The organism is Pseudomonas sp. GL_090 (assembly GCF_057837765.1).
The window spans coordinates 4,113,870-4,140,575 of record NZ_CM174452.1 but is presented as its reverse complement, the minus strand read 5'-3'; the positions used below and the strand labels follow the sequence as shown (position 1 = coordinate 4,140,575).

The 26,706-nt window shown below is 60.3% G+C and carries 26 protein-coding genes and 4 tRNA genes; 24 read left to right on the top strand and 6 right to left on the bottom strand.

The features are described 5' to 3' along the window. Positions 1-232: 232 nt before the first annotated feature. The 18 genes from AC3ITA_RS18570 (at position 233) to AC3ITA_RS18485 (ending at position 19,790) form a co-directional block, all read left to right on the top strand. Entirely contained in the window at positions 233-1,243 is a 1,011-nt protein-coding gene (locus AC3ITA_RS18570) for an aspartate-semialdehyde dehydrogenase (RefSeq protein ID WP_489278171.1), read from the top strand. Between the two features lie 128 nt (positions 1,244-1,371). Then, entirely contained in the window at positions 1,372-3,981 is a 2,610-nt protein-coding gene (locus AC3ITA_RS18565; RefSeq protein WP_489278170.1) for a motility hub landmark protein FimV, read from the top strand. 299 nt (positions 3,982-4,280) lie between these two features. Next, positions 4,281-5,105, top strand: a complete 825-nt coding sequence (gene truA / locus AC3ITA_RS18560) for a tRNA pseudouridine(38-40) synthase TruA (protein ID WP_095943676.1) — start codon at positions 4,281-4,283, stop codon at positions 5,103-5,105. A gap of 63 nt (positions 5,106-5,168) precedes the next feature. After that, on the top strand, positions 5,169-5,795 hold the full coding sequence (locus AC3ITA_RS18555) for a phosphoribosylanthranilate isomerase (protein WP_095943675.1): 627 nt from the start codon (positions 5,169-5,171) through the stop codon (positions 5,793-5,795). Positions 5,796-6,011: 216 nt separating this feature from the next. Beyond that, the gene (accD, locus tag AC3ITA_RS18550) at positions 6,012-6,932 is read left to right on the top strand and encodes an acetyl-CoA carboxylase, carboxyltransferase subunit beta (protein WP_095943674.1); all 921 of its coding nucleotides are present in this window, start codon (positions 6,012-6,014) and stop codon (positions 6,930-6,932) included. Further along, positions 6,929-8,236: a bifunctional tetrahydrofolate synthase/dihydrofolate synthase gene (gene folC, locus AC3ITA_RS18545; protein WP_095943673.1), complete on the top strand. Its 1,308-nt coding sequence runs from the start codon at positions 6,929-6,931 to the stop codon at positions 8,234-8,236. Before accD ends, folC begins: the two co-directional genes overlap by 4 nt. Beyond that, entirely contained in the window at positions 8,220-8,873 is a 654-nt protein-coding gene (locus AC3ITA_RS18540) for an SPOR domain-containing protein (RefSeq protein ID WP_095943672.1), read from the top strand. The genes folC and AC3ITA_RS18540 overlap by 17 nt, the downstream gene beginning before the upstream one ends. Before the next feature lie 98 nt (positions 8,874-8,971). Continuing rightward, entirely contained in the window at positions 8,972-9,532 is a 561-nt protein-coding gene (locus AC3ITA_RS18535; protein WP_056722189.1) for a CvpA family protein, read from the top strand. Between the two features lie 41 nt (positions 9,533-9,573). Then, entirely contained in the window at positions 9,574-11,079 is a 1,506-nt protein-coding gene (gene purF / locus AC3ITA_RS18530; protein WP_095943671.1) for an amidophosphoribosyltransferase, read from the top strand. Between the two features lie 73 nt (positions 11,080-11,152). Continuing rightward, positions 11,153-12,364: an O-succinylhomoserine sulfhydrylase gene (locus AC3ITA_RS18525; protein ID WP_095943670.1), complete on the top strand. Its 1,212-nt coding sequence runs from the start codon at positions 11,153-11,155 to the stop codon at positions 12,362-12,364. Continuing rightward, complete coding sequence (locus AC3ITA_RS18520) at positions 12,361-13,137, top strand: SDR family oxidoreductase (RefSeq protein ID WP_095943669.1); 777 nt, start codon at positions 12,361-12,363, stop codon at positions 13,135-13,137. The genes AC3ITA_RS18525 and AC3ITA_RS18520 overlap by 4 nt, the downstream gene beginning before the upstream one ends. A gap of 240 nt (positions 13,138-13,377) precedes the next feature. Then, positions 13,378-13,453, top strand: a tRNA-Val gene (locus AC3ITA_RS18515). A 53-nt stretch (positions 13,454-13,506) separates the two neighbouring features. Further along, positions 13,507-13,583 (top strand) — tRNA-Asp (locus AC3ITA_RS18510). A 92-nt stretch (positions 13,584-13,675) separates the two neighbouring features. After that, positions 13,676-13,752 (top strand) — tRNA-Asp (locus AC3ITA_RS18505). A gap of 460 nt (positions 13,753-14,212) precedes the next feature. Further along, positions 14,213-17,044 (top strand): xanthine dehydrogenase family protein molybdopterin-binding subunit, encoded by a 2,832-nt coding sequence (locus AC3ITA_RS18500; RefSeq protein WP_150672786.1) that lies wholly within the window; start codon positions 14,213-14,215, stop codon positions 17,042-17,044. Next, complete coding sequence (locus AC3ITA_RS18495; protein WP_007982256.1) at positions 17,037-17,576, top strand: (2Fe-2S)-binding protein; 540 nt, start codon at positions 17,037-17,039, stop codon at positions 17,574-17,576. The genes AC3ITA_RS18500 and AC3ITA_RS18495 overlap by 8 nt, the downstream gene beginning before the upstream one ends. A gap of 2 nt (positions 17,577-17,578) precedes the next feature. Continuing rightward, on the top strand, positions 17,579-18,817 hold the full coding sequence (locus AC3ITA_RS18490) for a c-type cytochrome (RefSeq protein WP_489278169.1): 1,239 nt from the start codon (positions 17,579-17,581) through the stop codon (positions 18,815-18,817). A 1-nt stretch (position 18,818) separates the two neighbouring features. Next, the gene (locus AC3ITA_RS18485) at positions 18,819-19,790 is read left to right on the top strand and encodes an XdhC family protein (RefSeq protein ID WP_489278168.1); all 972 of its coding nucleotides are present in this window, start codon (positions 18,819-18,821) and stop codon (positions 19,788-19,790) included. Positions 19,791-19,907: 117 nt separating this feature from the next. Here the strand turns inward: AC3ITA_RS18485 and AC3ITA_RS18480 are convergent, their stop codons facing one another. Continuing rightward, on the bottom strand, positions 19,908-21,191 hold the full coding sequence (locus AC3ITA_RS18480) for an NAD(P)/FAD-dependent oxidoreductase (protein WP_095943665.1): 1,284 nt from the start codon (positions 21,189-21,191) through the stop codon (positions 19,908-19,910). A 184-nt stretch (positions 21,192-21,375) separates the two neighbouring features. Here AC3ITA_RS18480 and AC3ITA_RS18475 point away from each other — a divergent pair. The 3 genes from AC3ITA_RS18475 to AC3ITA_RS18465 all read left to right on the top strand — a co-directional run bounded on the left by AC3ITA_RS18475 (position 21,376) and on the right by AC3ITA_RS18465 (position 22,447). Beyond that, positions 21,376-21,452, top strand: a tRNA-Val gene (locus AC3ITA_RS18475). Positions 21,453-21,877: 425 nt separating this feature from the next. Beyond that, positions 21,878-22,198: a hypothetical protein gene (locus AC3ITA_RS18470; protein ID WP_095943664.1), complete on the top strand. Its 321-nt coding sequence runs from the start codon at positions 21,878-21,880 to the stop codon at positions 22,196-22,198. Between the two features lie 39 nt (positions 22,199-22,237). Then, on the top strand, positions 22,238-22,447 hold the full coding sequence (locus AC3ITA_RS18465) for a hypothetical protein (protein WP_489278167.1): 210 nt from the start codon (positions 22,238-22,240) through the stop codon (positions 22,445-22,447). Between the two features lie 4 nt (positions 22,448-22,451). On the opposite strand, the gene AC3ITA_RS18460 is transcribed toward AC3ITA_RS18465, so the two are convergent. Next, on the bottom strand, positions 22,452-22,664 hold the full coding sequence (locus tag AC3ITA_RS18460) for a hypothetical protein (RefSeq protein ID WP_095943662.1): 213 nt from the start codon (positions 22,662-22,664) through the stop codon (positions 22,452-22,454). Between the two features lie 251 nt (positions 22,665-22,915). On the opposite strand from AC3ITA_RS18460, the gene AC3ITA_RS18455 reads away from it, so the two are divergent. Further along, positions 22,916-23,110, top strand: coding sequence for a hypothetical protein (locus AC3ITA_RS18455; RefSeq protein ID WP_095943661.1), 195 nt, complete (start codon positions 22,916-22,918; stop codon positions 23,108-23,110). Positions 23,111-23,187: 77 nt separating this feature from the next. On the opposite strand, the gene AC3ITA_RS18450 is transcribed toward AC3ITA_RS18455, so the two are convergent. Beyond that, a complete protein-coding gene (locus tag AC3ITA_RS18450) occupies positions 23,188-23,940 on the bottom strand; it encodes a carbonic anhydrase (RefSeq protein WP_095943660.1) in 753 nt (250 codons plus the stop codon). A 203-nt stretch (positions 23,941-24,143) separates the two neighbouring features. On the opposite strand from AC3ITA_RS18450, the gene AC3ITA_RS18445 reads away from it, so the two are divergent. Then, on the top strand, positions 24,144-24,599 hold the full coding sequence (locus tag AC3ITA_RS18445; RefSeq protein WP_489278166.1) for a DUF2214 family protein: 456 nt from the start codon (positions 24,144-24,146) through the stop codon (positions 24,597-24,599). A gap of 185 nt (positions 24,600-24,784) precedes the next feature. Here AC3ITA_RS18445 and csrA read toward each other — a convergent pair whose 3' ends face one another. Continuing rightward, positions 24,785-24,976, bottom strand: coding sequence for a carbon storage regulator CsrA (csrA, locus tag AC3ITA_RS18440; protein WP_007975691.1), 192 nt, complete (start codon positions 24,974-24,976; stop codon positions 24,785-24,787). Positions 24,977-25,226: 250 nt separating this feature from the next. Here csrA and AC3ITA_RS18435 point away from each other — a divergent pair, with 250 nt between their 5' ends. Continuing rightward, complete coding sequence (locus AC3ITA_RS18435; RefSeq protein WP_150672781.1) at positions 25,227-25,592, top strand: SPOR domain-containing protein; 366 nt, start codon at positions 25,227-25,229, stop codon at positions 25,590-25,592. An 84-nt stretch (positions 25,593-25,676) separates the two neighbouring features. On the opposite strand, the gene AC3ITA_RS18430 is transcribed toward AC3ITA_RS18435, so the two are convergent. After that, positions 25,677-26,366 carry an endonuclease gene (locus AC3ITA_RS18430; RefSeq protein WP_150672780.1) on the bottom strand — a complete coding sequence of 230 codons (690 nt, stop codon included), beginning with the start codon at positions 26,364-26,366 and terminating at the stop codon, positions 25,677-25,679. Between the two features lie 4 nt (positions 26,367-26,370). Further along, positions 26,371-26,640: a DUF1654 domain-containing protein gene (locus tag AC3ITA_RS18425; protein WP_095943656.1), complete on the bottom strand. Its 270-nt coding sequence runs from the start codon at positions 26,638-26,640 to the stop codon at positions 26,371-26,373. Positions 26,641-26,706: the final 66 nt, after the last annotated feature.

Genomic DNA, 26,706 nt, shown 5'->3' with positions numbered 1-26,706 from the left:
GCCTTGCAAGAGGCGCGGGTTTTTTTATGGAAGTAGCGTCGTCAGTGCTGGCCTCATCGCGAGCAGGCTCGCTCCCACAGAGAGTTGCAGTTGAATAGGAAATTTGTGTACACCATCAACCCCTGTGGGAGCGAGCCTGCTCGCGAAGGGGCCAGGTCAGGCACCACAGAATTGCCTGCATGTCACCCACCCGGTAAAGTGCCGCTCCCCCCGTTTCGCCAGAGGTCAAACCATGAGCCAGTCCATTGATATTGCCGTGATCGGCGCCACCGGTACTGTCGGCGAAACACTCGTGCAGATTCTCGAAGAGCGCGATTTCCCGATCGGCACCCTTCACCTGCTGGCCAGCAGCGAATCGGCCGGCAGTTCGGTGCCGTTTCGCGGCAAGAACGTGCGGGTGCGAGAGGTCGATGAGTTCGACTTCAGCAAGGTGCAGTTGGCATTCTTTGCCGCCGGCCCGGCGGTTTCGTTGAGTTTTGCTTCCCGGGCGACAGACGCCGGTTGCTCGGTGATCGATCTCTCCGGTGCCCTGCCGGCCGAAAAGGCGCCACAGGTCGTGCCTGAGGCCAACGCCCAAGTGTTGGCCGGCTTGAAAAAACCCTTTCAGGTCAGCAGTCCAAGCCCATCGGCCACCACGCTGGCGGTGGTACTCGCGCCGCTGATGGATTTGCTCGATTTGCAGCGCATCAGCCTGACCGCCAGCCTCGCGGTATCGGCCCAGGGGCGCGAAGCCGTGAGCGAACTCGCCCGGCAGACCGCCGAGCTGCTGAATGTGCGGCCGCTGGAGCCGAAATTCTTTGATCGGCAGATGGCCTTCAACCTGTTGGCCCAGGTCGGCAAACCGGATGAGCAAGGTCATACGCTGCTGGAAAAACGCCTGGTGCGTGAGCTGCGCCAGGTCATGGCGCGGCCTTCATTGAAGATTTCCGTCACTTGCATTCAAGCCCCGGTGTTTTTTGGCGATAGCTATAGCGTGGCCCTGCAGTCCGCGAGTGAGATCGACCTGGGGAAAATCAATGCGGCCCTGGAAGACGCGCCCGGCATCGAGCTGGTGGAAGCCGGCGATTACCCGACACCGGTGGGCGATGCGGTAGGGCAGGATGTGGTCTACGTGGGTCGGGTTCGCCAGGGTATCGACGACCCGTCGGAACTTAATCTGTGGCTGACGTCAGATAACGTACGCAAAGGCGCGGCGCTCAACGCTGTGCAGCTGGCCGAGTTGTTGATAAAAGACCTGCTGTAAAAGATACTTTGCAACTATTTGTCGAATAATTCCGCGTGACGACCCTCGCCGTTGCGCGCAGTGCCTTACGGCAGCGGCTATCAATACCTTCTCGCTGGCCGAGGAATGTTCAAACTAAGGATGAGCTAATGGTTCAAGTTCGCAAACTGGTGTTAGCAATAGCGGCCGCCTCGGCGCTGTCCTCCGGTATGGCGCATGCCCTCGGGCTCGGGGAGTTGACCCTGAAATCGACGCTCAACCAGCCGCTGGTAGCGGAAATCGAGCTGCTCGATGTCAAGGAACTCACCGCCGCCGAAGTGGTGCCGAGCCTGGCCTCACCAGACGATTTCGCCAAGGCCGGTGTCGACCGCCAGGCGTTTCTCAATGACTTGACCTTCACCCCTGTGCTCAACGCCGGCGGCAAAAGCATCCTGCGCGTGACCTCCAGCAAGCCGCTTTCCGAACCCATGGTGAAATTCCTGGTTCAGGTCATGTGGCCGAACGGCCGTTTGCTGCGCGACTACAGTGTGCTGCTCGATCCGTCCAAATTCTCGCCGCAAACCGCTGAAGCGGCCGCACAACCGGCGTCAACGGTTGCCGCGCCCGTCACCGGTGCGACCAAACCGTCCCAATACACCACCACGGCGCGCGATACCCTGTGGGAAATCGCCGCGAAGGCGCGTAATGGTGGTTCGATCCAGCAAACCATGCTGGCCATCCAGGCGCTGAACCCGGATGCCTTTATCGACGGCAACATCAACCGCCTGAAAACCGGCCAGGTGCTGCGCCTGCCGGGCCAGGCGCAGAGCACGGACCTGCCGCAAGCCAAGGCGATTGCCGAAGTGGCCGCACAGAACAAGGCCTGGCGCCAGGGTCGCCGTTATGTGGCCAAACCCGGGGCAGGGCAGCAACAGCTCGACGCTACCCATCGCGCGCGTACTGATGGCGCGCCGGCGCAAGCGGCCACCGACAAGCTGAGCCTGGTGTCGGCCGAATCCGGCAAGAACCCAGGCAAAGGAGCTGTCGGAGATGCCAAGGCCCTCAGCAACAAGCTGGCGGTGACTCAGGAAAGCCTCGACACCAGCCGTCGTGATAACGCCGAACTGAAAAGTCGCATGGCCGACCTGCAAAGCCAGGTGGACAAGCTGCAGCGCCTGATCGAGTTGAAGAACAACCAGTTGGCCAAGTTGCAAACCGAGGGCGCTGCGGCCGTGACAGCGCCGGCAATGTCGGCCGAACTGGCTGCCAACCCAGGGGCAGCGCCTGCTCCCGCTGACACTGCGCCAGCGCCCGGGGCAACTCCGACACCCGCCGAAAAACCTGTTGAGGCGACACCGGCCGCATCCGACGATCAGAAATTCAATGAATTGCTGACCAATCCGGTGTTGCTGGGCCTGGTCGGTGGCGGTGCGGTGATTCTGCTGCTCCTGCTGCTGTTGCTGGCGCGTCGCCGCAAAGCCCGGCAAGAAGCCGAAAAACATCTGCGCATGGCCCGTGCCCTGGCCGAAGAACAGCCGTTCTCGGCCGATTTCGACTTGCCGGAAAGCAGCTTCGATGGCCTGGAAGTTCCGCCGCCGAGCGTGAAACTGGCGACAGCCCCGACGCCTGCTCCCGCGCCAGCGCCGGTAGTTGCTCCGGTGGTGATGACCACGCCGATCGCCGCGCCATTGGTGGCACCCGCTGCCGAGCGTTCCGACGACGTGCTGGGCCAGGCTCAGTCGCACATCGATGCCGGTCGCCTGAACCAGGCTGCCGCATTGCTGGAGGACGGCGTCAAGCAAGAGCCCAAGCGCAGCGACTTGCGCTTGAAACTGATGGAAGTCTACGGCCAGCAAGGCGACCGCGATGCATTCGTCGGCCAGGAGCGTCAGTTGGTGGCCAATGGCGACAACTTCGCCCAGGTTGAAAAGCTCAAAAGCCGCTTCCCGGCCATGGCGCTGGTCGCTGCCGGTGGTATCGCCGCAGCCGCCGTTGCCGCCGAGCTGGACGCGCAATACGTCAAGGACCTGTTGCTCGATGAGCCGCAAGCACCAGCGCCAGAACCAGAGCTTGCGCCTGCGCCGTTCGAGGATGACCTCGACAGCGCCTTCGACCTGAGCCTGGATGATCTGGACTCGATTACACCTGTGGCGCCCGCACCCGCACCTGCACCGGAGCCCGAAGTAGCGGGGCTGGCAGACCTGGAAGAGTTCCCGCTGGACGACGACCTGAGTTTTGAGTCGGTGTTGCAGCAGCAGACTGACATCAAGGAAAACCTCGACGATCTGTCGGACTTCGACCTTGACCTTGACCTGGATCTCGGTGCGCAACCGTCGCCGGCGATGCTGGCTGAAGACGACTTCCTGCTGGACCTGGATGAGGGCGTGAAGGATTTTCCGGTTGCCGAAACACCGTCTGTTCCTGAGGTCGCGCTGGATGACCTGGAATTGCCGGCCGATTTCGATCTGTCGCTGGCCGATGAGCTGGACGCACCGGATGCGTTCGCGGCAGAGCTGGATGATGTCAACGCTGAACTGGAGAGCCTGTCCAGCAGCATTGGCGAACCGACCTTCACCGAAGCAGATGCCGCACTGGGCGACGATGATGACTTCGACTTCCTTTCGGGCACTGACGAGGCCGCTACCAAGCTCGATCTGGCTCAGGCCTATATCGACATGGGCGACAGCGACGGTGCTCGTGACATCCTCAAAGAGGTCGTAAGCGAAGGCAATGCCGAGCAGAAGGGTGAAGCCGAGGAAATGCTGTCGCGCCTGGCTTGAGTGATCGGTAGGTTGTAAGAAAAGCGGCAGCCCATAGAGGCTGCCGTTTTTGCAGTGAGTCCCCGTGCTCCCTGGGATTTTCGCGAGCAGGCTCGCTCCCACATTGGATCAATGTCTTCCGCAATATTGGGCTCTGCACCCATCCCCTGTGGGAGCGAGCCTGCTCGCGAAGAGGCCCTGACATTCACTCCAGGCCCTCAGTTGTACTGGCATCCCCTCCAGTCGGCCTTATAATGCCCGCCTTTGGTACATCATCAGGCTGTCCCTCCTTGGCAAATATAGATAACCCGGCCGCCGAAATGGCTGCCGACGGCTTTTTCCGGATCGCGCTGGGCGTCGAATACAAAGGCTCGCGCTATCGCGGCTGGCAGCGCCAGGCCTCCGGCGTCCTCACCGTGCAGGAAACCCTTGAAAACGCCTTGTCCAAAGTCGCCGACTCACCCGTTTCGCTGATGTGCGCCGGGCGTACCGACGCCGGGGTGCATGCCTGCGGACAGGTGGTACATTTCGACACCCAGGTCGAGCGTTCGATGAAGGCCTGGACCATGGGTGCCAACATCAATTTGCCCCACGACGTCAGTGTCAGTTGGGCCAAGGTCATGCCGGCGCACTTCCATGCGCGCTTCAAGGCCATTGCCCGGCGTTATCGCTATGTGATCTACAACGATCAGATCCGCCCGGCGCACCTGAACGAAGAAGTGACCTGGAACCACCGTCCGCTGGACGTCGAGCGCATGGCCGAGGCCGCTCAATACCTGCTCGGCACCCATGATTTCAGCGCTTTTCGTGCCGGCCAGTGCCAGGCCAAGTCGCCGATCAAGGAACTGCATCACCTGCGCGTCACCCGTCACGGCAAGATGATCGTGCTGGATATCCGCGCCAGCGCCTTCCTGCATCACATGGTGCGCAACATTGCCGGCGTGCTGATGACCATTGGCGCCGGAGAGCGTCCGGTGGAGTGGATGAAAGAGGTGCTGGAGAGTCGGATTCGACGGACCGGTGGCGTGACCGCGCATCCATTCGGTTTGTATCTGGTTCAGGTCGAGTACCGTGACGAGTTCCAATTGCCCGAGCGTTACATCGGTCCACACTTCCTGACCGGGTTCTCGGAACTTGGCGGCTGACGCCCTCGAATGCTTTTGTTACCATCCGGGACTTTCCCGGATTTGTCTTGGAGTTGTGTCGACATGTCAGCCGTTCGCAGCAAGATCTGTGGGATTACCCGCATAGAGGATGCGTTGGCGGCCGTCGAGGCCGGGGCGGATGCCATCGGATTCGTGTTCTACGCCAAAAGCCCCCGTGCGGTGACGTTCCAGCAGGCGCGCTCGATCATCAAGGCGCTGCCGCCGTTCGTGACCACCGTGGGCCTGTTCGTCAATGCGAGCCGTTGCGAATTGGGTGAGCTCCTCGACGCAGTGCCCCTGGACCTGCTGCAATTTCACGGCGATGAAAGCGCAGAGGATTGTGAGGGTTGGCACCGCCCGTACATCAAGGCGCTGCGGGTCAAGGCGGGGGATGATATCGCCGCGGCCTGTGATGCCTATGCCAGTGCCAGCGGCATCTTGCTCGATACCTATGTCGAAGGCGTTCCCGGAGGAACCGGCGAGGCATTTGACTGGTCACTGATACCGCAAGGCTTGAGCAAGCCGATCATTCTGGCGGGTGGTCTGACGCCGGATAACGTCGCCGAAGCGATTGCCCGCGTCCGGCCTTATGCCGTGGATGTCAGCGGTGGGGTAGAGGCGAGCAAGGGCATCAAGGATCACGCAAGGATCCGGGCATTTATCAAAGCGGTACGCGGTAGCACCTGTTGATGTGACGGCTGGCAGACTGCCGCCGTCCACTGCACTGTACAAAGCGGATGCACTGCACACAGCAGGCAGATCCGAGGGTTTTTGGTTGCACGCAGGTCATGTTTCGCGCTGACCGTGGCAGTCCTCGACCCTCTTCGCACACATGAATTTAGCGCTAGGGCATACACGGGGCCGCGAACCAGAGCGTTCGGGCCGCCGGTACTGGAGAAAGAAAGCATGAGCAACTGGTTAGTAGACAAACTGATCCCTTCGATCATGCGTTCCGAGGTCAAGAAGAGCTCGGTGCCTGAAGGTCTTTGGCACAAATGCCCGTCTTGCGAGGCTGTGCTGTATCGTCCGGAGCTGGAAAAGACCCTGGACGTTTGCCCCAAGTGCAACCATCACATGCGTATCGGCGCCCGCGCCCGTATCGACATCTTCCTCGATGTTGAAGGCCGTGCCGAACTGGGTGCGGACCTGGAGCCGGTCGACCGTCTGAAGTTTCGCGACGGCAAGAAGTACAAGGATCGCCTGACCGCTGCCCAAAAGCAGACCGGCGAAAAAGACGCGCTGGTTTCCATGAGCGGTACTTTGCTGGGGATGCCGGTGGTGGTTTCGGCGTTCGAGTTTTCCTTCATGGGTGGTTCGATGGGCGCCATCGTCGGTGAGCGTTTCGTGCGCGCCGCCAACTACGCCCTGGAAAAACGTTGCCCGATGATCTGCTTCTCCGCTTCCGGTGGTGCGCGGATGCAGGAAGCGCTGATTTCCCTGATGCAAATGGCCAAGACCTCCGCGGTGCTGGCTCGTCTGCGTGAAGAAGGCATCCCGTTCATTTCCGTGTTGACCGATCCGGTCTACGGCGGCGTTTCCGCCAGTCTGGCGATGCTGGGCGATGTGATTGTCGGCGAGCCGAAGGCGTTGATCGGTTTTGCCGGTCCACGTGTGATCGAGCAGACCGTGCGTGAAAAACTGCCGGAAGGCTTCCAGCGCAGCGAGTTCCTGCTGGAGCACGGTGCCATCGACATGATCATCGACCGTCAGGAACTGCGTCCGCGCCTGGGCAACCTGCTGGCGCAAATGATGGGCCTGCCGACGCCGAAGTTCGTGGCTGCACCCATCGAGCCGATCGTGGTTCCACCGGTACCTGCCAACCTATGACCCAACGAACCCTTGGCGAATGGCTCGCCTACCTTGAGCAGTTGCACCCTTCGGTCATCGACATGGGCCTGGAGCGGTCGCAACAGGTAGCGTCCCGCATGGGACTGGGCAAGCCGGCGCCTCGGGTGATCACGGTCACCGGGACCAACGGCAAGGGTTCCACCTGTGCGTTCGTGGCGTCCCTGCTGCGGGCACAGGGCTTGAAAGTGGGGGTCTACAACTCCCCGCACCTGCTGCGTTACAACGAGCGGGTAACGGTCAATGGCGTCGAAGCCACGGATGCCGAGTTGTGCGAGGCCTTTGCCGCGGTAGAGGCCGGGCGCGGCGACACTTCCCTGACTTACTTCGAAATGGGCACCCTGGCGGCATTCTGGCTGTTCCAGCGCTCCGGGCTCGATGCGGTGGTGCTGGAAGTCGGTCTGGGCGGTCGGCTGGACACGGTCAACGTGGTGGACGCCGACATGGCGCTGGTCACCAGTATTGGTGTCGATCATGCGGATTACCTGGGTGATACCCGAGAGTCCGTGGCCTTCGAGAAGGCCGGTATTTTCCGTCAGGGCGCGCCTGCGCTCTGCGGCGACCTGAATCCTCCACAACCTCTGCTGGATAAGGCGCGCGAGCTCAATTGCCCGTTTTTCCTGCGTGGACGCGATTTCGACCTCGGTGTGACCGATCACAACTGGCAATGGTGCGGTGTCGATGGGCAAGGGCGCGCGGTTGAACTGCGCGACTTGCCGCTGCTCGATCTGCCGATGGAAAACGCTGCGCTGGCGTTGCAGGCGTACCAGCTGCTCGGTTTGCCTTGGGTGGATGCGCAGATTGTCGAGGCGCTGCAGGCAACGAAGGTGGTCGGTCGTCTGGATCGCCGTGAGATCGAGTGGCAAGGCAAGCGCTTGAATCTATTGCTGGATGTGGGACACAACCCCCATGCGGCGGAGTATCTGGCTCGTCGCCTGGCCAGTCGCCCGCCGGTCGGCAGGCGCCTGGCGGTGTTCGGGCTGCTGGCGGACAAAGACCTGGGTGGTGTTGTCGGCGAATTGAATGCTAGTGTCCAGCACTGGGCTGTCGCACCGCTGGACTCGCCTCGGGCGCGTCCGGTTGCGGATTTGCACGATGCGTTGCAAGGTCTTGGTGCGTCGGTCACGTCATACGGCAGCGTAGCGGCCGCCCTGGAAGGGCAGTGCGCGCAGGCCACGAACGACGACGAAATCCTGTTGTTCGGATCATTTTATTGTGTCGCCGAGGCCCTTGAGTGGCTGGCCCGGCGCTCCACGGAGGAAGCGGCAAATGGCATTGCTGGATAAGGCATACAAACAGCGCATGGTTGGCGCCCTGGTGTTGGTCGCGCTGGCGGTGATTTTTCTGCCGATGCTGTTTTCCCGCCAGGACGAACAGCGCCAGGTGACGGTCGAAGCGCCTGCGGCTCCACAGGCGCCGGCGTTGCCCCAGGTGCAGGTCGAGCCCGTGGTGGTGCCTGAGCCGCAAGCCTTGCCTCAGGAACCCGTGCCGAGCGATGACGAAATCGCCCAGCAGGAATCGGCGGTGCCAACTGCGCCGGTGGCTCCAGCGCCGGCAGCCAAGCCGGCTGCACCTGCGCCGGTCCCGGCTTTGGCGGCCAAACCTGCGACAGCGCCTGCCCAGCCCATCACTGCGGCACCGGGCAAGCCGGACACCACGCCAAGCCGTGTCGATGCCAATGGCTTGTCTGTCAGCTGGTCGGTGCAACTGGCCAGCCTGTCTAGCCGTGAAAGCGCGGAAAAGCTTCAGAAAACCCTGCGCAGCCAGGGCTACAACGCCTACATCCGCACCGCCGACGGCAAAAACCGGGTGTTTGTCGGGCCGCTGATCGAACGCGCTGAAGCCGACCGGCTGCGTGACTTGCTGAACCGCCAGCAGAACCTCAAGGGGTTTGTGGTGCGCTTTCAGCCGGAACGTGGCTAAAACTATCGCCCCGATATGAAATGCACTGACAATCGCAGCTTACCGATAAGCATGGGCTCTGCTAAAATGCGCCGCCTTATCCGTCTGTAGGCTGCACTGTGCCATTTACCTGGGTTGACTGGGCGATCGTAGCAATCGTCGCCATCTCCGCATTGATCAGTCTGAGCCGCGGCTTCGTCAAAGAAGCTCTGTCGCTGTTGACCTGGATCATCGCAGGAGTCGTAGCCTGGATGTTCGGTGGCTCACTGTCCGAGTACCTCGGCGGGTACATTCAAACGCCATCGGCACGTATAATCACGGGCTGTGCCATCATGTTTGTCGCCACTTTAATCGTAGGCGCAATGATCAATTATCTTATCGGCGAACTGGTTCGCGTCACCGGGCTCTCCGGGACCGACCGATTCCTCGGCATGGCCTTCGGCGCCGCGCGTGGCGGGTTGCTGGTCGTTATCGCCGTCGGGCTGTTGAGCCTGGGGCCGGTACAGCAGGACGGGTGGTGGAAAGAGTCACAGCTCGTGCCAAAATTTCTATTGGTCGCAGACTGGTCCAAAAACCTGATCCTCGGGTGGAGCAGTCAGTGGCTTGCCAGCGGAATCAGCGTACCCGCTGATATTCCGTTCAAGGAGCAACTCTTGCCGACGGCCAAAACGCCTCAGTGAGTAGTGCTCAGTTCAGATCCATTAAGTAGGGGTTGCGTCGCATGTGTGGCATCGTCGGTATCGTCGGTAAGTCGAACGTCAATCAGGCGCTGTATGACGCGCTAACCGTCCTCCAGCACCGCGGCCAGGACGCTGCCGGTATCGTGACCAGCCATGATGGCCGGTTATTCCTGCGCAAGGACAATGGTCTGGTGCGTGACGTGTTCCAGCAGCGTCACATGCAGCGCCTGGTCGGTCACATGGGCATTGGCCATGTGCGTTATCCAACCGCGGGCAGCTCGACTTCGGCTGAAGCTCAACCGTTTTACGTCAACTCGCCTTACGGCATCACCCTGGCGCACAACGGTAACCTGACCAACGTTGAACAACTGGCCAAGGAGATTTACGAATCTGACCTGCGCCACGTCAACACCAGTTCCGATTCGGAAGTGCTGCTCAACGTGTTCGCGCACGAACTGGCCCAGCGCGGCAAGTTGCAGCCGACCGAAGAAGACGTTTTCGCCGCGGTCACCGACGTGCACAACCGTTGCGTCGGTGGTTACGCCGTCGTGGCGATGATCACCGGCTACGGCATCGTCGGCTTCCGCGACCCGCACGGCATCCGCCCGATCGTGTTCGGCCAGCGTCACACCGATGAAGGCGTCGAGTACATGATCGCCTCGGAAAGCGTTTCCCTGGACGTGCTGGGCTTCACCCTGATTCGCGACCTGGCACCGGGCGAAGCGGTCTACATCACTGAAGAGGGCAAGCTGTACACCCGTCAGTGCGCGACCAACCCGTCCCTGACGCCGTGCATCTTCGAGCACGTCTACCTGGCGCGTCCGGACTCGATCATCGACGGCGTATCGGTCTACAAGGCCCGCCTGCGCATGGGTGAGAAGCTGGCCGAGAAGATCCAGCGCGAGCGTCCGGATCACGACATCGACGTGGTCATCCCGATTCCGGATACCAGTCGCACCGCGGCGCTGGAGCTGGCGAACCATCTGGGCGTGAAGTTCCGCGAAGGCTTCGTGAAGAACCGCTACATCGGCCGGACTTTCATCATGCCAGGCCAGGCCGCGCGGAAAAAATCCGTACGCCAGAAGCTCAACGCCATCGAACTGGAATTCCGTGGCAAGAACGTGATGCTGGTGGACGACTCCATCGTTCGTGGCACTACTTGCAAGCAGATCATTCAGATGGCCCGCGAAGCCGGCGCCAAGAACGTCTACTTCTGCTCCGCGGCGCCAGCGGTTCGCTACCCGAACGTCTACGGCATCGACATGCCGAGCGCTCACGAGCTGATCGCCCACAACCGTTCGACCCAGGACGTGGCTGACCTGATCGGCGCCGACTGGCTGATCTATCAGGACCTGCCTGACTTGATCGAAGCGGTCGGTGGCGGCAAGATCAAGATCGACAAGTTCGATTGCGCGGTGTTCGACGGCCAGTACGTCACCGGCGACGTCGACGAGGCTTACCTGAACAAGATCGAGCAGGCACGCAACGATGCCTCCAAGGTCAAGACGCAGGCAGTCAGTGCGATCATCGATCTGTACAACAACTGAGTTTCTACCGGCCCTGAGGGGCCGGTTTTGTATCTGGCTTTTTATTTACGAGAATAAGGAAAGGAGTGACAGCATGAGTCAGGAATGGGATGCCGGTCGGCTGGACAGCGACCTCGAAGGTGTAGCGTTCGATACCCTGGCCGTACGCGCCGGTCAGCACCGTACGCCGGAAGGCGAACATGGTGATCCGATGTTCTTCACCTCCAGCTACGTGTTCCGTACCGCCGCCGACGCCGCTGCGCGCTTCGCTGGCGAAGTGCCGGGCAACGTTTATTCGCGCTACACCAACCCGACCGTACGCGCGTTCGAAGAACGCATCGCCGCGCTGGAAAGCGCCGAGCAGGCCGTGGCCACCGCCACTGGCATGGCCGCGATCATGGCCGTGGTGATGAGCCTGTGCAGCGCCGGTGATCATGTGCTGGTGTCGCGCAGCGTATTCGGCTCGACCATCAGCCTGTTCGAAAAGTACTTCAAGCGTTTCGGCATCGAAGTCGATTACGTGGCCCTGGCGGACTTGTCCGGCTGGGATGCGGCAATCAAGGCCAACACCAAATTGCTGTTTGTCGAGTCGCCGTCCAACCCGCTGGCCGAGTTGGTCGACATCGCTGAGCTGTCGAAAATCGCTCACGCCAAAGGCGCGATGCTGGTGGTCGACAACTGCTTCTGCACCCCGGCGTTGCAGCAGCCGCTGAAAATGGGCGCGGACATCGTCGTGCACTCGGCCACCAAGTTCATCGACGGCCAGGGCCGTTGCATGGGTGGCGTGGTCGCCGGTCGTAGCGAGCAGATGAAAGAGGTGGTCGGCTTCCTGCGTACCGCCGGGCCGACCCTGAGCCCGTTCAACGCCTGGATCTTCCTCAAGGGCCTGGAAACCCTCAACCTGCGGATGAAGGCCCATTGCGCCAACGCCCAGCAACTGGCCGAGTGGCTGGAGCAGCAGGACGGCATCGAGAAAGTCCATTACGCCGGCCTCAAGAGCCATCCGCAGCACGAACTGGCGCTGCGCCAGCAGAAGGGCTTCGGTGCGGTCGTCAGTTTTGAGGTCAAGGGCGGCAAAGAGGGCGCCTGGCGCTTTATCGATGCCACGCGTCTGATTTCGATCACTGCCAACCTGGGCGACAGCAAGACCACCATTACCCACCCGAGCACCACCTCCCATGGTCGTCTGGCGCCTCAGGAGCGTGAAGCGGCGGGCATTCGTGACAGCCTGATCCGCGTTGCGGTCGGTCTGGAAGACGTGGCGGACCTGCAAGCCGATCTGGCGCGCGGTCTGGCTGCGTTGTGATCGAGTTGTCTGCGCCGACCACCGGCTCGAATGGTCGCGTAGCGCTGGTGACCGGTGCTGCGCGGGGCATTGGCCTGGGGATCTCGGCCTGGCTGATCAGCGAAGGCTGGCAAGTCGTGCTGACGGACCTGGACCGGGAGCGCGGTTCGAAGGTGGCGAAAGTGCTGGGCGACAACGCCTGGTTCATCGCCATGGATGTCTCGAATGAAGGGCAAGTCGCACTTGGCGTGGCCGAGGTGCTCGGCCAGTTCGGGCGACTGGATGCGCTGGTATGCAACGCAGCGGTTGCCGATCCGCACAATATCACCCTGGAAAGCCTTGATCTGGCCCACTGGAATCGGGTGTTGGCGGTGAACCTCAGCGGGCCGATGTTGCTGGCCAAACACTGTGCGCCGTACCTGCGCGCTCACAGCGGTGCCATCGTCAATTTGGCCTCGACCCGCGCCGGGCAGTCGGAACCCGACACGGAGGCCTATGCGGCGAGCAAGGGCGGTTTGTTGGCCCTGACCCATGCGTTGGCCATCAGCCTGGGTCCGGAGATCCGGGTCAATGCCGTCAGCCCGGGCTGGATCGATGCACGCGACCCCTCGGTGCGGCGTGCCGAGCCCTTGACCGAAGCCGATCATGCCCAGCATCCGGCGGGCAGGGTAGGGACGGTCGAGGACGTAGCGGCGATGGTAGCCTGGCTGCTGTCGAGGAATGCCGGGTTTGTCACCGGCCAGGAATTCGTGGTCGATGGCGGCATGACCAAAAAGATGATTTACAGCGAGTGATGGGGGCAGGGTGCGGTCTTCAGCATTTGATGTTGAATGTGCTGCCCTCATCGCGAGCAAGCTCCACAGAGGGAGAGAGCATGCTTTTAACTGTGGGAGCGAGCTTGCCCGCGAAGGCGGACTGATGGTTGCCGACACTGGCCGGAATGAAATGATTTTGTCTTTTTCAGAAAAACTTCAATCCTGCTATTGACTTAGGTTCGCTACCTGCGTAAATTTCGCGGCCTCGGAGATGCAAACGGGTGATTAGCTCAGCTGGGAGAGCGTCTGCCTTACAAGCAGAATGTCGGCGGTTCGATCCCGTCATCACCCACCACTTCCGAGATACTTGCGAAAGCAAGAGGTAGGCTGAAATGCCTCCACCGACGCGCAGCGGTAGTTCAGTCGGTTAGAATACCGGCCTGTCACGCCGGGGGTCGCGGGTTCGAGTCCCGTCCGCTGCGCCATATTTTCCGAGTTAGGCATGCCTGGCTCGAGATTGAAAAGCTACTGAGTTTTCAATCAGACGAGTTACTTGGACGAAAGTCCAAAGCGATACGCAGCGGTAGTTCAGTCGGTTAGAATACCGGCCTGTCACGCCGGGGGTCGCGGGTTCGAGTCCCGTCCGCTGCGCCATATCTGCCCCGAGGCCCACTGAACGCCTTGGAGCTACGAAGAAAACCGCAGGTTTACTTCGAGTCGATAGCAAAGACCCTGGTCGAAAGGCCGGGGTTTTTTGTGTCTGAAATTCAGGTTTTTCTCCTCTCGCCTTTTTCCAGGCGGACCTTTCTGCATGCCCCTTTGCATGAATGGCCGATTGGAGCTGACGACGCCGTCGTTCAGCGCCCCCCCTGACCTCGCGCTACCGAGATTCACGTCTACTATTACTGTGCTGCGTCGAATAGTCGCGTTTTTTTGATTTTCTGGTCAGTTTTTGGTTTTCCGTAAGGCCATAAGCCTATAAACTTAACCTTTCGGTCAGCTTTGCACTGTCAACAACAGCCCTTTGCATCGTCGAAAAGGGCTTCTGCAAGACTCGAGATTTTCCAGAACATAACCAGAAGGGCGGACCCCATAACCGCCCAGAGGATGATCCATGTCCAACCGTGATATATCCCGGCGCTCGTTCCTTCAGGGCGGGCTGGTAGCGGGCGTGAGCGTGACGCTCACGCCGTTGAGCAGCCAGGCGCTGGCCGCCTTGATGGAAAACAGCGTGACCGTGCCGTCCGAGCAGTGGCTCGGCAACAATGGCAAGGCGCGGGCCCGTAACGATGCCTTGTCCAAGGTCTGCGGCAGCAAGGTCTTTGCCCGCGACATCCGCGCCAAGGACATGCCGGGCTGGCCGCAGCAGCAAGGCCACGCCATGCTGCTCAAAACCATCAAGGCCGACCACATCTTTGCAGGCATCGACCTGTCGTGGCTCGATGCCGGGTTGCAGCCGGACCGCATCGTTACTGCCGAAGACCTGGTCAAGGACGGCATCGTGTTCCCTGAGGAGCACGCCCCGGATCCGTTGCTGCCGGCCGGCAAGGTGCCGATGTTCATCGGGCACCCGGTGGCGATCCTGATCTGGAACGATTTCGAGCGCTTCCGTCAGGCCAAGAACCAACTCAAGTTCAATGACAAGGCAATCCGCTACGGCGAGAAAGCGCCGTTCTACGAAGGCGATCCCTACGGCAGCTTCCGCTACGTGCGCGTCGGCGGTGCGACCTCGGCCGACGAAGACGAGTTCGCCAGCCTCAAGGATTCGATCCTGTTCCCGATGCTGAAAAACCGTCGTCCGGTGTGGAACGCCCAGCCGAACCTGCACGGCAACCTGACCGAGCGCGGGTTATTCTACGCCGAGCGCATGAAGCAGCAGATCGATACGCCACCGGACAACTGGCTGGTTTTCGACGAGCGCTACAAGACCCCGTCGATCGAACCGGCTGCCCTGGAGCCGGACAACGGCAACGGCTGGTATGACCCGGCGACCAAGACCCTGCATTTCGTCGTCGCCACCCAGTGTCCGCTGGAAGCGGCGACCGAAACCGCGAAGATGATCGCGCCGTCGCGTTTCGGCCTGGCCAACCTGAACATGCACCCGGGTTACACCGTCGGTTATGGCTCGAAAGACCACAACATTTTCGTCTACTACGCAGCGCTGGCGGCGTTGTACGGCGCCGGTGTGCCGGTTCGCCTGGCCAACGACCGTTACGAGCAGTTCCAGAGCGGGATCAAGCGTCACCCGTTCGACATCCGCTACCAATTGGCGGTGGACAAGACCGACCACAGCTTCAAGATTTTCCGCTGTGAGATGAGCGTCGACGGTGGCGGGCGAATCAACTACAGCCCTTCGGTGGCGGCGGTGGGCGCCACGGCGGCACAGTCGATCTACTACATGCCGCAGAACGATCTGCAGGTCACGGCCTATCACTCCCGCGCCGTTGAAGCCGGGTCGATGCGTGGCTACGGCACCCTGCAGAGCATGGCGGCGACCGAGATGATGGTTGACGAAATCGCCGGTCGCCTCGGTGTCGATGCCATCGAACTGCGCCGCAAGAACGCACTGCGCTCGGGCATGAAAAACACCCAGGGCGCGATCCCGGCCGGTGCCTTGCGCCTGCACGAGATTCTCGACAAGGCGGCGGCCCACGACACCTGGAAAAACCGCGACGCGATCAAGAAACAACGCGAAGCAGCCGATCCGGACAACTGGTACGGGGTGGGTTTCGCCATCTGCCAGAAAGACTTCGGCACCGGTTCCGAAGCGCCGATGGCCAGCATTGAATTCACTGCCGAAGGTCGCATCAGCCTGCGCCACATCGGTATCGAAATCGGCACCGGCATGTCCACCTCCCAGGCCATGGTCGTGGCCGATTTCCTCGGTATCCCGGCGCACGAAGTGAAGACCGGCGAAACCGAATGGAAAGAGTTGCAGCTGGTCAGTGGCGGCAACCCGTACATCATGAGCCAGGCCGAGCAGGACAATTTCCTGCGCAATCCACGCTGGGTCGGCAAGGTCGCTTCGGCTTCGTCGGCCACCAACTCGGCGTACTACTTCAGCCACGCCACCCGTGAAGCGGCGCGCGTGCTGTTCAACCACGGCCTGTGGCCGGCGGCGCTGGAGATCTGGCGCCAGGGCCCTTACGGCGGCCAGGCCAACCCTTACGTGGTGCGCCGCGAAGACGCCCACTGGGTCGACGGCAAGCTCACGGCCAACGGCATGGAGCCACTGCCATTCGCCATGCTGGCCAGGCGCGTTCACGAACGTGGCCTGGTGAGCGGTGCCACCGTGCACGGTTTCAATCGCTGGAGCTGGGCCGAGGCCGAGTTCAGCATCGACGGCGTGCGTGAGCGCTTGCCGCTCGACGGCCTGGCCGTGAAGTACGGCGACGGTGCACCGAAGGCGAAGAAGGCGCAGATGAACAGCGCCGGTTTCCATCTGCTGGATCGGCAGGGCATCGCCTACCCGGCGACCCAGTTGAACAACGCGGCGGTGACTTACTACAGCCCGGTTGCGACGCTGGTGGAAGTGAAGGTCAACAAGGGTTCGAACGAAGTGTCGGTACTCAACCATCACTCGTGGGTCGAGTGCGGTCGGGTGCTGGTGGAAGAACTGGTCAGGGGCCAGCTCGAAGGCGGTATCGCCATGGGCATCGGCCACGCGCTGATGGAAGAGATGCCGCTGTACGAAGGCGGGCCGGGGGAGGGTGACTGGAACTTCAACCGTTACCGTTTGCCGATGGCGCGTCACGTCGCGGTGTGGAAGCAGACGGCGGACATCCTGCCGCCATTGTCGCCGAGCGACCCGTCCAAGGGCATCGCCGAGGTGGTGATGATCCCGGTGGTCGGTGCCATCGGCAACGCCGTGGCCCATGCCATCGGTAAACGTGTCCGCGACCTGCCTATCACTTCTGCACGCATCAAGGAGGCCCTCAATGGCTAACCGTCCGCTTCAACTGACCCTCAACGGTCAATCCGTCGGCCCGGTGGACATCCCTGATGACCTGCCGATGATCGACTACCTGCACGAGTACAAGAACCTCACCGGTTCGCGCCTGGGTTGCGGCCAGGGTATCTGCCACGCTTGCGTGGTGATCGTCGACAACCCGGACGGCACCAGCGAAGAAGTGCGCACCTGCATCACCGGCGCACACTATTTCGAAGGCAAGAAGGTTCGGACCATCGAAGGCCATGCGACCCGCGACGAGCAGGGCAAGGTCACCGAACTGAACCCGATCCAGCAGCGCTTCGTCGACGAGTTCGCCTTCCAGTGCAGCTATTGCGCGCCAGGCTTCGTCAATGCCGCGACCGTGCTGGTGGAAAAGCTGCAGCGCCAGCCGATCGTCAAAAGCCAGCTGGAAAAAGTCATCGAGGACAGCCTCGGTCATCACATCTGCCGTTGCACCGGGTACGTGCGCTACTACAGCGCCACCCGCAACGTGCTGACCGATCTCGGCCTGGTCAAGGAGGGTTAAGCATGAAGCTTCTACTTAGCCGCCTGGCGTTGGCGGTTGGTCTGGTTGCGCCTGTGGTGGCGGCTCACGCGGATGATGCGCAGGTCAAGCAAGGCGAGTACCTCGCCCGCGCCGCCGACTGCATGGCGTGCCACACCGCACCGGGTGGCGCCCCATACGCGGGCGGCCTGCCGATCGTGTCGCCGTTCGGCACGATCTACGGCACCAACATCACCCCGAGTAAAGAGCACGGCATCGGCCAGTACAACGATGACGAGTTCTTCGCCGCGCTGACCGAAGGCAAGCGCCGCGACGGCGCAAACCTGTATCCGGCGATGCCCTACACCTCGTATCACTTGATCCCGCGTGCAGATTCCGACGCGATTCATGCCTACCTGAAAACCGTCGAGCCGATCGAGCGTGCAGCACCGGTTACCAGCCTGAGCTTCCCGTTCAACGTGCGCCTGGGCCTGATGGGCTGGAACATGGTGTACGGCAAGGATGTGAAGCTGGAGCCTGCCGAAGGCAAAAGCGAAGCCTGGAAGCGCGGCCAGTACATGGTCGACGTGTTGGGTCACTGTGGCGAGTGCCACACCCCACGCGGCTTGCCTGGCGCGATGCAGCAGGACAAACGCATGACCGGCGGCATTCTCAATGGTTATCTGGCGCCAAGCCTGCTGGCCACTGACCTGGCGGCCCGTGGCTGGAATCATCAGGACCTGAGCTCGTTCCTCAAGCACGGCATGAGCGCCCAGGGCACGATGTTCAACGAGATGTTCCCGGTGTTCCACAACAGCACCCAGGGCCTGAGTGATCCGGACCTGGCGGCGATGGCGACTTTCCTGCTCGGCGATCAGCCACCTGCGGCGAAAGTGCTCACCGAAGTGCCGTTGGACAAGCTGAGCCCAAGTGCCCAGCGCGGCCGTCAGGAATATTTGAATGTCTGCGCCGGTTGCCATGCACCTGGCGGCGAGGGCAAGCCGCACATCGCGGTGGCCATGCGCGGCAACACCACGCTGCGCCTGGAAGATCCGCGCAACCTGGTACGGGTGATCGACGACGGTATCGGTGAGCAGAAGTTCTCCGGGTTCGAACACATGCAACCGATGCCGGGATTTGTCGACAAGTTGAGCGACGCGCAACTCACGGATCTACTGAACTACCTGCGTCAGGGTTGGGGCGGTCAGCCGAATGATCTGGCTGTGAATGACGTGCAGAAGTTGCGTGCCGATGCGCCGCCGCTCGAGCACAAGGCCCACTGACATGCAGCATCTGGATCTGCAAGTGATACGCCGGGCGCTGGAGTGGTCGGCGGCCGGACAGCGCATCTGGCTGTGTACGGTGCTGGCCACTTACGGCTCGGCACCGCGGGCACCGGGTTCGCTGTTGGCGGTGAACACGCAGGGGCACTGGATTGGCTCGCTGTCCGGTGGCTGTGTCGAGGAAGACTTTCTCGAGCGAGTCGCCGAGGGCGCGTTTCTGGAGCCGGTCAGCGTTGTTCGTTACGGCGAAGGCGACGACCCCCGCTCACGCGTCAGCCTGCCCTGTGGCGGGGTGCTGGATGTGCTGGTCGAGAAGCTTGAGGCCGATTGCGAGGTGCAGGCGCATCTGCGGGAACTGGAGGCGGCGCTGTTGGGCCGACGTCGGTTGATCCGCGAGGTTGATTTGCTCAGCGGTGCGCGCAGTCTGTTCGATGATCGTGAGCAGGGTGTGCGTATCGAGCGTGAAATCGACCGGGTGCGCGTGCGCGTCGGCGCGGCCCAGCGCTTGCTGCTGGCGGGGTATTCCAGTGTCGCCCTGGCCTGTGCGGAGTTTGCCGTGGGCCTGGGGTTCGAGGTGATTCTGTGTGACCCGCGGGACGAAGTGCTGGAAGGCGTCGTGCTGGAAAATGTGGAGATTCGTCGCCAACTGCCGTCGGTGTTCATCGCCGACGGCGGTTGCCACAGCGACACGGCGGTGGTGGCGTTGACCCACGATCCACGTATCGATGACCTGGCGATGATGGAGGCTGTTCGCACCGAGGCGTTCTACATCGGTGTGATGGGCTCCATGCAAACTTCGCAAAAGCGCTTCGAGCGCTTGCGACGCATTGGTGGCCTGGGAGATGTCGAGTTGGGGCGGATTCATGCGCCGATCGGTTTGAACCTGGGCAGCAAGACGCCTGCAGAGATTGCCTTGGCGGTGTTGGCGGACATCCTGCGGATTCGCAGCGGTATCCCACGGGAACGTCTCTAACCCAAAACCCCTGTGGGAGCGAGCCTGCTCGCGATGAGGTCGTAGCATCCAACATATTCGTTGGCTGCTAGACCGATATCGCGAGCAGGCTCGCTCCTACAATGTATTGCGTGCCGCTTAGTACCCGAACTTATCCCGCAATCCGTAATACCACGCACCCAATGCCGCAAACGGTGTGCGCAGCATTTGCCCGCCGGGGAACGGGTAGTGGGGCAGGTCGGCAAACGCATCAAAACGCTCTGCCTGACCGCGTAATGCCTCGGCCAGCACCTTGCCCGCCAGATGTGTGTAAGTCACGCCATGGCCGCTGCAGCCCTGGGAATAGTAGATGTTGTCGCCCAGCCGTCCGACCTGGGGCAGGCGCGACAGGGTCAGCAGGAAATTGCCTGTCCACGCGTAGTCGATCTTCACGTCCTTGAGCTGCGGGAATGCCTTGAGCATCTTCGGCCGGATGATCGCTTCGATGTTCGCCGGATCCCGCGCGCCATACACCACGCCACCGCCGAAAATCAGACGCTTGTCGCCGCTGAGGCGGTAGTAGTCGAGCAAGTAATTGCAGTCTTCGACACAGTAATCCTGAGGCAACAGGGTCTTGGCCAGTTCTTCGCCCAATGGCTCGGTGGTAATTACCTGTGTGCCGCAAGGCATCGACTTGGCGGCCAGTTCCGGCACCAGGTTGCCCAGATAAGCGTTGCCGGCGACGATGATGAATTTGGCCCGGACCTTACCCTGCGGCGTGTGCACCACCGGATTCGCGCCACGCACAATGCGCATCGCCGGCGACTGCTCATAAATCGTCCCCCCCAGGGACTCGACCGCCGCCGCTTCACCCAGCGCCAGGTTAAGCGGATGGATGTGGCCGCCACTCATGTCGAGCATCCCGCCGACGTACTGATCGCAGGCCACTACTTCACGGATGCGACGTTGATCCATCAACTCAAGCTGGGTATGCCCGAAACGCTCCCACAGGCGCTTCTGGGATTCGAGATGGCCCATCTGCTTAGCGGTCATCGCGGCGAACACGCCACCGTCCTTCAAATCGCACTGAATGTTGTACCTGGCGACTCGCTCACGAATGATTCGCCCACCCTCGAACGCCATCTGCCCCAGCAACTGGGCCTGCTTGGGACCGACCGTGCGCTCGATGACATCGATATCGCGGCTATAGCTGTTAACGATCTGGCCGCCATTACGCCCGGACGCCCCGAAACCCACCCTGGCGGCTTCGAGCACCGTGACCTTGAAGCCGTTCTCCAGCAGAAACAGGGCAGAGGACAGCCCCGTATAACCGGCGCCAATCACACAGACATCGGTCTCGACGTCATCCTGCAACGCCGGTCGCGGCGGAACCGCATTGGCCGATGCGGCGTAATAGGACTCGGGGTAGGGAGTGTTAGCCATCCGGCAGCCTCTGTTTAATATATTTTACGAGTGCATTGATCCTACCCGAGTTGAAAATCGCCCGCCAGCCACCCGGAAAATCTTCTTTGTACCGGCAAAATTAAATATTTTGCATATTCATAGGGTTAGCGCGAAAAAAGGTGTTGACACCCCTCGGGAATTCCGTAGAATGCCGCCTCACAGCAGGCACGTAGCTCAGTTGGTTAGAGCACCACCTTGACATGGTGGGGGTCGTTGGTTCGAGTCCAATCGCGCCTACCAAACAAAATCCGCTCTGCTGGGCGGTCTGGAAGGGCTCACCGAAAGGTGGGCCCTTTTTTGTTGGCTGAGATTTTCAAAGTCCTCACTCAAAACGCCAACCTGGCCTCTCGTCTGCATGCCTCATCAGCGCCTGAATGTACTCCTGCGGGAATTTCTGCTGTTCACTTAAGCGAATGTGGTCCCCTGTAGGCGCGAGCCTGCTCGCGATGGTCGTTAACGATGACGCTGCAAACCTGATACCCCGCGGTGTTCTCAGGTCCATCGCGAGCAAGCTCGCTCCTACAATTTCCTCAACTGAACAGCAATATGGCCAGTGAGCCGGGTTTTTCGTTCTCGCCATTCGTCCACTGCTTTGCACTTACCAGCGCTTCAGCGTCTCTCATGTTCAAGCACGGACATTTCACGTAACCATACGGAGAGCCAGCATGGATATTGATGAGAATGCTCCAGGAAACATATCGCAACAGGGTGGCGCGGGCAGCAGTGCGGATAACGAAACAGGCCATGATCCAAGGCGGCCTGATGTGCCGCTGAAGAAATCCCGGATCAACCCCGGCAGTGGGAAAAATGAGCTGGGGAATGATCAGGATTCGACCTATGTGTCTGATCCGTTTGGTTCAGCCACTGCGCCTAATAATCCAAAGCACGATCCCGTAGCTAAAGGAAACTCTTACAGCCCCGATTTCAAATCCGAGCCTGAACATAAACCGGTTCAAGATGCTGATATAGATACCCAGGGCGGTTAGTTCGGGCTAAACATCCGCGAATCAGTATGGAGAGTCAGCATGCACATTGATGAGAACGCTCCTATAAACACTTCCCGGCAGAGCGATGATCCCGGGCGTGAAGAATCTGAAGTTCCGCTGCCCGCGGACGACGAAGCACCTGTCGATGAAGAAATGGTAGATGTAGATGCCGCTAACTCGGTGACGAGTGAGTATCCGGAAGCTGGAAAAAGCGGCCGCGTCGATGATCCTGTCGTTGACCCGTCGTAAATCGTCACCGACCAGAAGGCGTTGACTGGCGGGAGTTGTGGTGGCCTTCCTGTACTCCCGCGATCAGGTGCATTGGGATGTTCTGCTGTACCTCAATGGACGGTACTTCGAAGCTTGCTACGATCTGGAAGTGTTGCTCGCTCAGTTCGATCGACTTTTCTGCTTTTTCCCTGGCCATTCTCGCGTGGTTCATTGCGATTTCGTTGAGCGTTGACACGTTACATCTCCCGGTGACTGACCAAGCGTATCGCTGGCGTCCTTAAGCATTGATTGAAGGGCTGCGGCGTCAGAATCCTGTCGTTACGGCGCTGCTACGGGCGATCTTAGCAAGCCTCAAGCCACAGATAGGGGCGAATTCCTCGTGGTGTTCTGGCAGGCGACGAATGGCGAGCCACTGTGAATGACGGCCCGGATTTTTTGTTATTCAGGCGTAAACTAGCGATGGGACCTCATCAAAAGGAGCCGTCTATGAACGCCGATCAAATGAGCAAGCAGGCACCTGTGGACACGGCTGTCTGGGATCGATATTTCTGCGCTGCATTGATTGCCGAAAGCAATCTGACTGCTCCGATTGTGGGTGGGGCTACCCACGAGGACAGGCAGAACCTGTTGATCGAGAGGGCCAGAACCCTCGCGGATAAAATGATGCAAAACCGAAGATAACCAGAGCCCAGCCGTCGCGCTGGGCTCTTTGCCGATGCGGGGTCATGCACCGATGCCGGCGAGGTGCGCTTCGTGGATCAAGCGATCAGCTCTACCTTGCCGCTCGCCAGGCGATAGATACCGCCTACGATCTTCAGCACGCCTTTGCTCTGCGCATCGGTCAGCAATGGTGAGGCCTGCTTCAGGCTGTTGACCGAATTCTTGACGTTTTGCGCGGTGGCGTTTTCCATCAGGTTCCCGGGCTGCTTGAGTACTGCCTCGACTGCCGACTTGAGTGCCTCAGTCAGTTTCGGGATATGCCCGGGGAAAATCGTCTGATCCTTGACGGCCTTGATACCGGCCTCGATGGCGCCGCAGCTCTCATGCCCGAGTACGAGAATCAGCGGGGCGCCCAATACGGCAACTCCGTATTCAAGACTGGCCAAGCCTTCCGGTGTAACGAAGTTGCCCGCGACGCGAATGGAGAAAAGATCGCCGCGCGCGGTGTCGAACGCATATTCCGGGGCGATCCTCGAGTCAGAGCAACTCAGCACGGCCACGAACGGATTTTGGCCGGACACCAGGGCCTCTCGCTCTGCCTTGAAATCGTGCGTTGTGGAAGTACCGCCTACATATCGTGCATTGCCCTCCATCAGTCTTTGCAACGCCATGTCGGGATTGATTACGTTTTGAGGTTTGGGTGGGGCTGACGCTTTTTCGGCTGCCTGGATGATCTTGCCGGGCAGTGTGCCGGTCAGCAGCAGGGCGCCTGCGCTCAATCCGGCAAATTGAAGAAAACGACGACGGCCTGTTGTGTTTGAAGCAGAGCTTGAATCACATGATTCACACATGATTTTGTTTACTCAGTTCAATGCGGTGGGAGTGAGTTGCTGTTGGGGCGGGTATTGCCGCGGACGCTCAGTACCAGCGCAGTGGAGTCTAGTTGGTCTGTCATATTCTGTTTCGGGCATTGTCTGCGGATGCCGTGCACGCAGTCATTTCATGGGCTACTACTGACAGGCTCAAACAACTTCGACCTGGCAGGAGTTTCTCGATGCTGACTCACTGGTTTCTGGCGGCGGTTCATCTTCTGGCATTTGCCCTGGGGTTTTGGGCCGTGTTGGTTCGAGGCACGGCTTTTCGGCGTTTGGCCGATGGAGCCGCAGAGGTGCGCGGTGTTCTGATGGCGGACAATATGTGGGGTATCTCAGCTGTCGTTTTATTGATCAGTGGGGGGGTGCGAGCGTTTGGCGGGTACGAGAAAGGCACGGACTATTACCTGCATCAGCCGCTGTTTCATCTGAAGATGACGCTGTTCGTCCTGATCTTGCTGCTGGAAATCGCACCCATGGTGACGCTGATCAAGTGGCGAATAGCGCTTGCCCGTAAAATGGCGATCGATACCGGCCGTGCGAAGCTGTTTGCACGGATCAGTCATATCGAGGCGCTGCTGGTGCTGCTGATGGTGGTGGCGGCGACGGGCATGGCGCGAGGCGTGATGCTGGGTTGATCGCGCAGTGAACGCATCCTTCCCTGGGGTAAACCAGAAAAGTCTGACAGCAATGGAGTGAGGCTTGCCGCTAGTATCAGCCCCTGGGGTTTGGGTGGGGGCGAAAGTGCAGGGCGATGGGGTACTGAATCTTTAGCCAGCCGTGATTCCGGACTGAACGGGCTGGCTACTGACTGCAACAGGATTCAGGATTGCGGCTTTTCCGGGGCGGTCAGGCCGGCCTGAATACGCTGGTAAATCTCTTCACGATGCACTGCAACGTCCTTCGGAGCGTTGATGCCGATCCTGACTTGCTGGCCGCTTACGCCGAGGATGGTGATCGTAATGTCATCACCTATGTTTATGCTTTCACCGACTTTGCGGGTGAGTATCAGCATGGTCTTCTCCTTGATTGCTTTGTGGGGCACCTGATTCGGACAGTGCAGAGGTCGGTGTTATGTATAGATTAGTGCGAAGTCTCGCGGTTTGGGTGCCTCATTCTGACGCGCAGATGCGGCATTAATTCCCAAGGCGTAACTATACAGAGGCCGCAACCATCATTCTCGTTGTTTTAAGCCCATTTTACGGCACTCGTGAAGTATTCATGGGTGTTAAAATCGCCGCTTTATGCATTTGGAGGGAAGCGTCGTGCGCAAAATGGTTTTGGTCATCGCGATATTGGCACTGGCGGGATGTGGCGAGGGCAGCAGTGTGGATGCGCCAAAGCCCAAGCCGGCCATGGCTGTCGTGCCTGCGCCAGTGTCCGGCCCGCAATGGGATCTTGAAGTGCGAGGTGAAACCCCTCAGGCGGTCAGCGATTTGAGTGGCTGGCTGATCGAGCACAGCTTCATGTCCAGCGTCGTCAAGGAGAATGGCAATACCCGAATCCTGATGGGGCCGTTCAATTCGAAAGCCGAGGCCGAAGCCAAACAGGATGAGGTTCGCGCGGCGCTCACTCGCTCGAAGAAACAAAATATCGAATTGCTGGTGCTTGAGCGTCCAGCCGCTCAATAACGTAGCGCAGACGCTGGAGATACAAAAAAGGCCTCGGGTGTTTAACCTCGAGGCCTTTGTCGTTTCAGGTGTCCCGTTCTGGATTCAGCCGCAGGCCTTCATGTCTACCGGGCCGACGAACTCGTTGCCGCGTCCCATGACGCACCCCACGCTCTGGTTGCGTTGGCGCTCCCAGGCCTGTACCGGATAGGTCTTGTCCCAGGCTTCATACAGTTGCCGATCCTGTTTCGACAGACGCAAGCCGTATTGCTTGCTCATGTAGAAGTAGGTCCTGGCGATCATGCCGCGAATGGAAGGGCGGGGCATGACTTTCTTGGCCTTGAAGTCGACCTGGGTCAGGCAGGAACCATATTGCCCCGACTGCTCGGGCAGCCAGCCGAAGCTGAAGTTGCTGCGATCGCCATTGACTTCGCCAATGCTGGGCACCAGGTTGTGCAAATCAGCCTCGGCCTTCTGGTAAACCGGGTCGTAGCGGGTGCAGTTCTTGCGGCCGCCCTGTTGCCAGCATTGGCGTTGATGGCCGATTTGCCAGGCCGGAACAATATGCTCCCACTCGATGCGGGCTGCACGTTTGGCATTTTTACGGGGCACATAACCGCAGGCGGCAAGGTTCACCCGGTTGCCGGTGTACTTGCAGCCACAGTAAAACTCGGTGGACTGGGGCGCGTAGAGCGTCCAGGCGACCTTTTTCGCTTCGGTGAAGGTGCGCGGCGCGTCAGCTTGCGCGCCCATGACAAAAAACAGAAACAGCAAAGCAAACCAGCGGACACTCATCGACTCAATCTTCCTTCGGCACAACCCAGAAAATCTGCACGCCGCCATCGTCGCGATAAGCGAGGGTGACGTTGTCGTTCTCGTCGATTTCTTCCAGCAAGCGTTCCCATTCATCCACCGGTTCGTCAGGCAGGCGGAAGATCAGTGCCGCCCTGGCCTTTTGTGCGGTGGGAGAGTTGATGATTTTCTGAACGCGCAGGCCCATGCGTACATAGGTGTCAGGAGAGTCAGAGGTGGTGTCCACAGAATTATCCTTATTAAGCTGTACGTGCATACAGTATTTAACTGTAGGCCATTTCGCAACTGCTTAAAAACCAAGAAAATCCTCTGACAGCGATTT

Coding starts and splice junctions, on each gene's coding strand:
- AC3ITA_RS18425 (WP_095943656.1), bottom strand. CDS start 26,640: ATGCACGTACAGCTTAATAAGGATAATTCTGTGGACACCACCTCTGAC.
- AC3ITA_RS18495 (WP_007982256.1), top strand. CDS start 17,037: ATGGCTAACCGTCCGCTTCAACTGACCCTCAACGGTCAATCCGTCGGC.
- AC3ITA_RS18455 (WP_095943661.1), top strand. CDS start 22,916: ATGAACGCCGATCAAATGAGCAAGCAGGCACCTGTGGACACGGCTGTC.
- purF (WP_095943671.1), top strand. CDS start 9,574: ATGTGTGGCATCGTCGGTATCGTCGGTAAGTCGAACGTCAATCAGGCG.
- AC3ITA_RS18470 (WP_095943664.1), top strand. CDS start 21,878: ATGGATATTGATGAGAATGCTCCAGGAAACATATCGCAACAGGGTGGC.
- truA (WP_095943676.1), top strand. CDS start 4,281: ATGGCTGCCGACGGCTTTTTCCGGATCGCGCTGGGCGTCGAATACAAA.
- AC3ITA_RS18465 (WP_489278167.1), top strand. CDS start 22,238: ATGCACATTGATGAGAACGCTCCTATAAACACTTCCCGGCAGAGCGAT.
- accD (WP_095943674.1), top strand. CDS start 6,012: ATGAGCAACTGGTTAGTAGACAAACTGATCCCTTCGATCATGCGTTCC.
- AC3ITA_RS18490 (WP_489278169.1), top strand. CDS start 17,579: ATGAAGCTTCTACTTAGCCGCCTGGCGTTGGCGGTTGGTCTGGTTGCG.
- folC (WP_095943673.1), top strand. CDS start 6,929: ATGACCCAACGAACCCTTGGCGAATGGCTCGCCTACCTTGAGCAGTTG.
- AC3ITA_RS18570 (WP_489278171.1), top strand. CDS start 233: ATGAGCCAGTCCATTGATATTGCCGTGATCGGCGCCACCGGTACTGTC.
- AC3ITA_RS18485 (WP_489278168.1), top strand. CDS start 18,819: ATGCAGCATCTGGATCTGCAAGTGATACGCCGGGCGCTGGAGTGGTCG.
- csrA (WP_007975691.1), bottom strand. CDS start 24,976: ATGCTGATACTCACCCGCAAAGTCGGTGAAAGCATAAACATAGGTGAT.
- AC3ITA_RS18500 (WP_150672786.1), top strand. CDS start 14,213: ATGTCCAACCGTGATATATCCCGGCGCTCGTTCCTTCAGGGCGGGCTG.
- AC3ITA_RS18525 (WP_095943670.1), top strand. CDS start 11,153: ATGAGTCAGGAATGGGATGCCGGTCGGCTGGACAGCGACCTCGAAGGT.
- AC3ITA_RS18445 (WP_489278166.1), top strand. CDS start 24,144: ATGCTGACTCACTGGTTTCTGGCGGCGGTTCATCTTCTGGCATTTGCC.
- AC3ITA_RS18450 (WP_095943660.1), bottom strand. CDS start 23,940: ATGTGTGAATCATGTGATTCAAGCTCTGCTTCAAACACAACAGGCCGT.
- AC3ITA_RS18555 (WP_095943675.1), top strand. CDS start 5,169: ATGTCAGCCGTTCGCAGCAAGATCTGTGGGATTACCCGCATAGAGGAT.
- AC3ITA_RS18540 (WP_095943672.1), top strand. CDS start 8,220: ATGGCATTGCTGGATAAGGCATACAAACAGCGCATGGTTGGCGCCCTG.
- AC3ITA_RS18480 (WP_095943665.1), bottom strand. CDS start 21,191: ATGGCTAACACTCCCTACCCCGAGTCCTATTACGCCGCATCGGCCAAT.
- AC3ITA_RS18430 (WP_150672780.1), bottom strand. CDS start 26,366: ATGAGTGTCCGCTGGTTTGCTTTGCTGTTTCTGTTTTTTGTCATGGGC.
- AC3ITA_RS18565 (WP_489278170.1), top strand. CDS start 1,372: ATGGTTCAAGTTCGCAAACTGGTGTTAGCAATAGCGGCCGCCTCGGCG.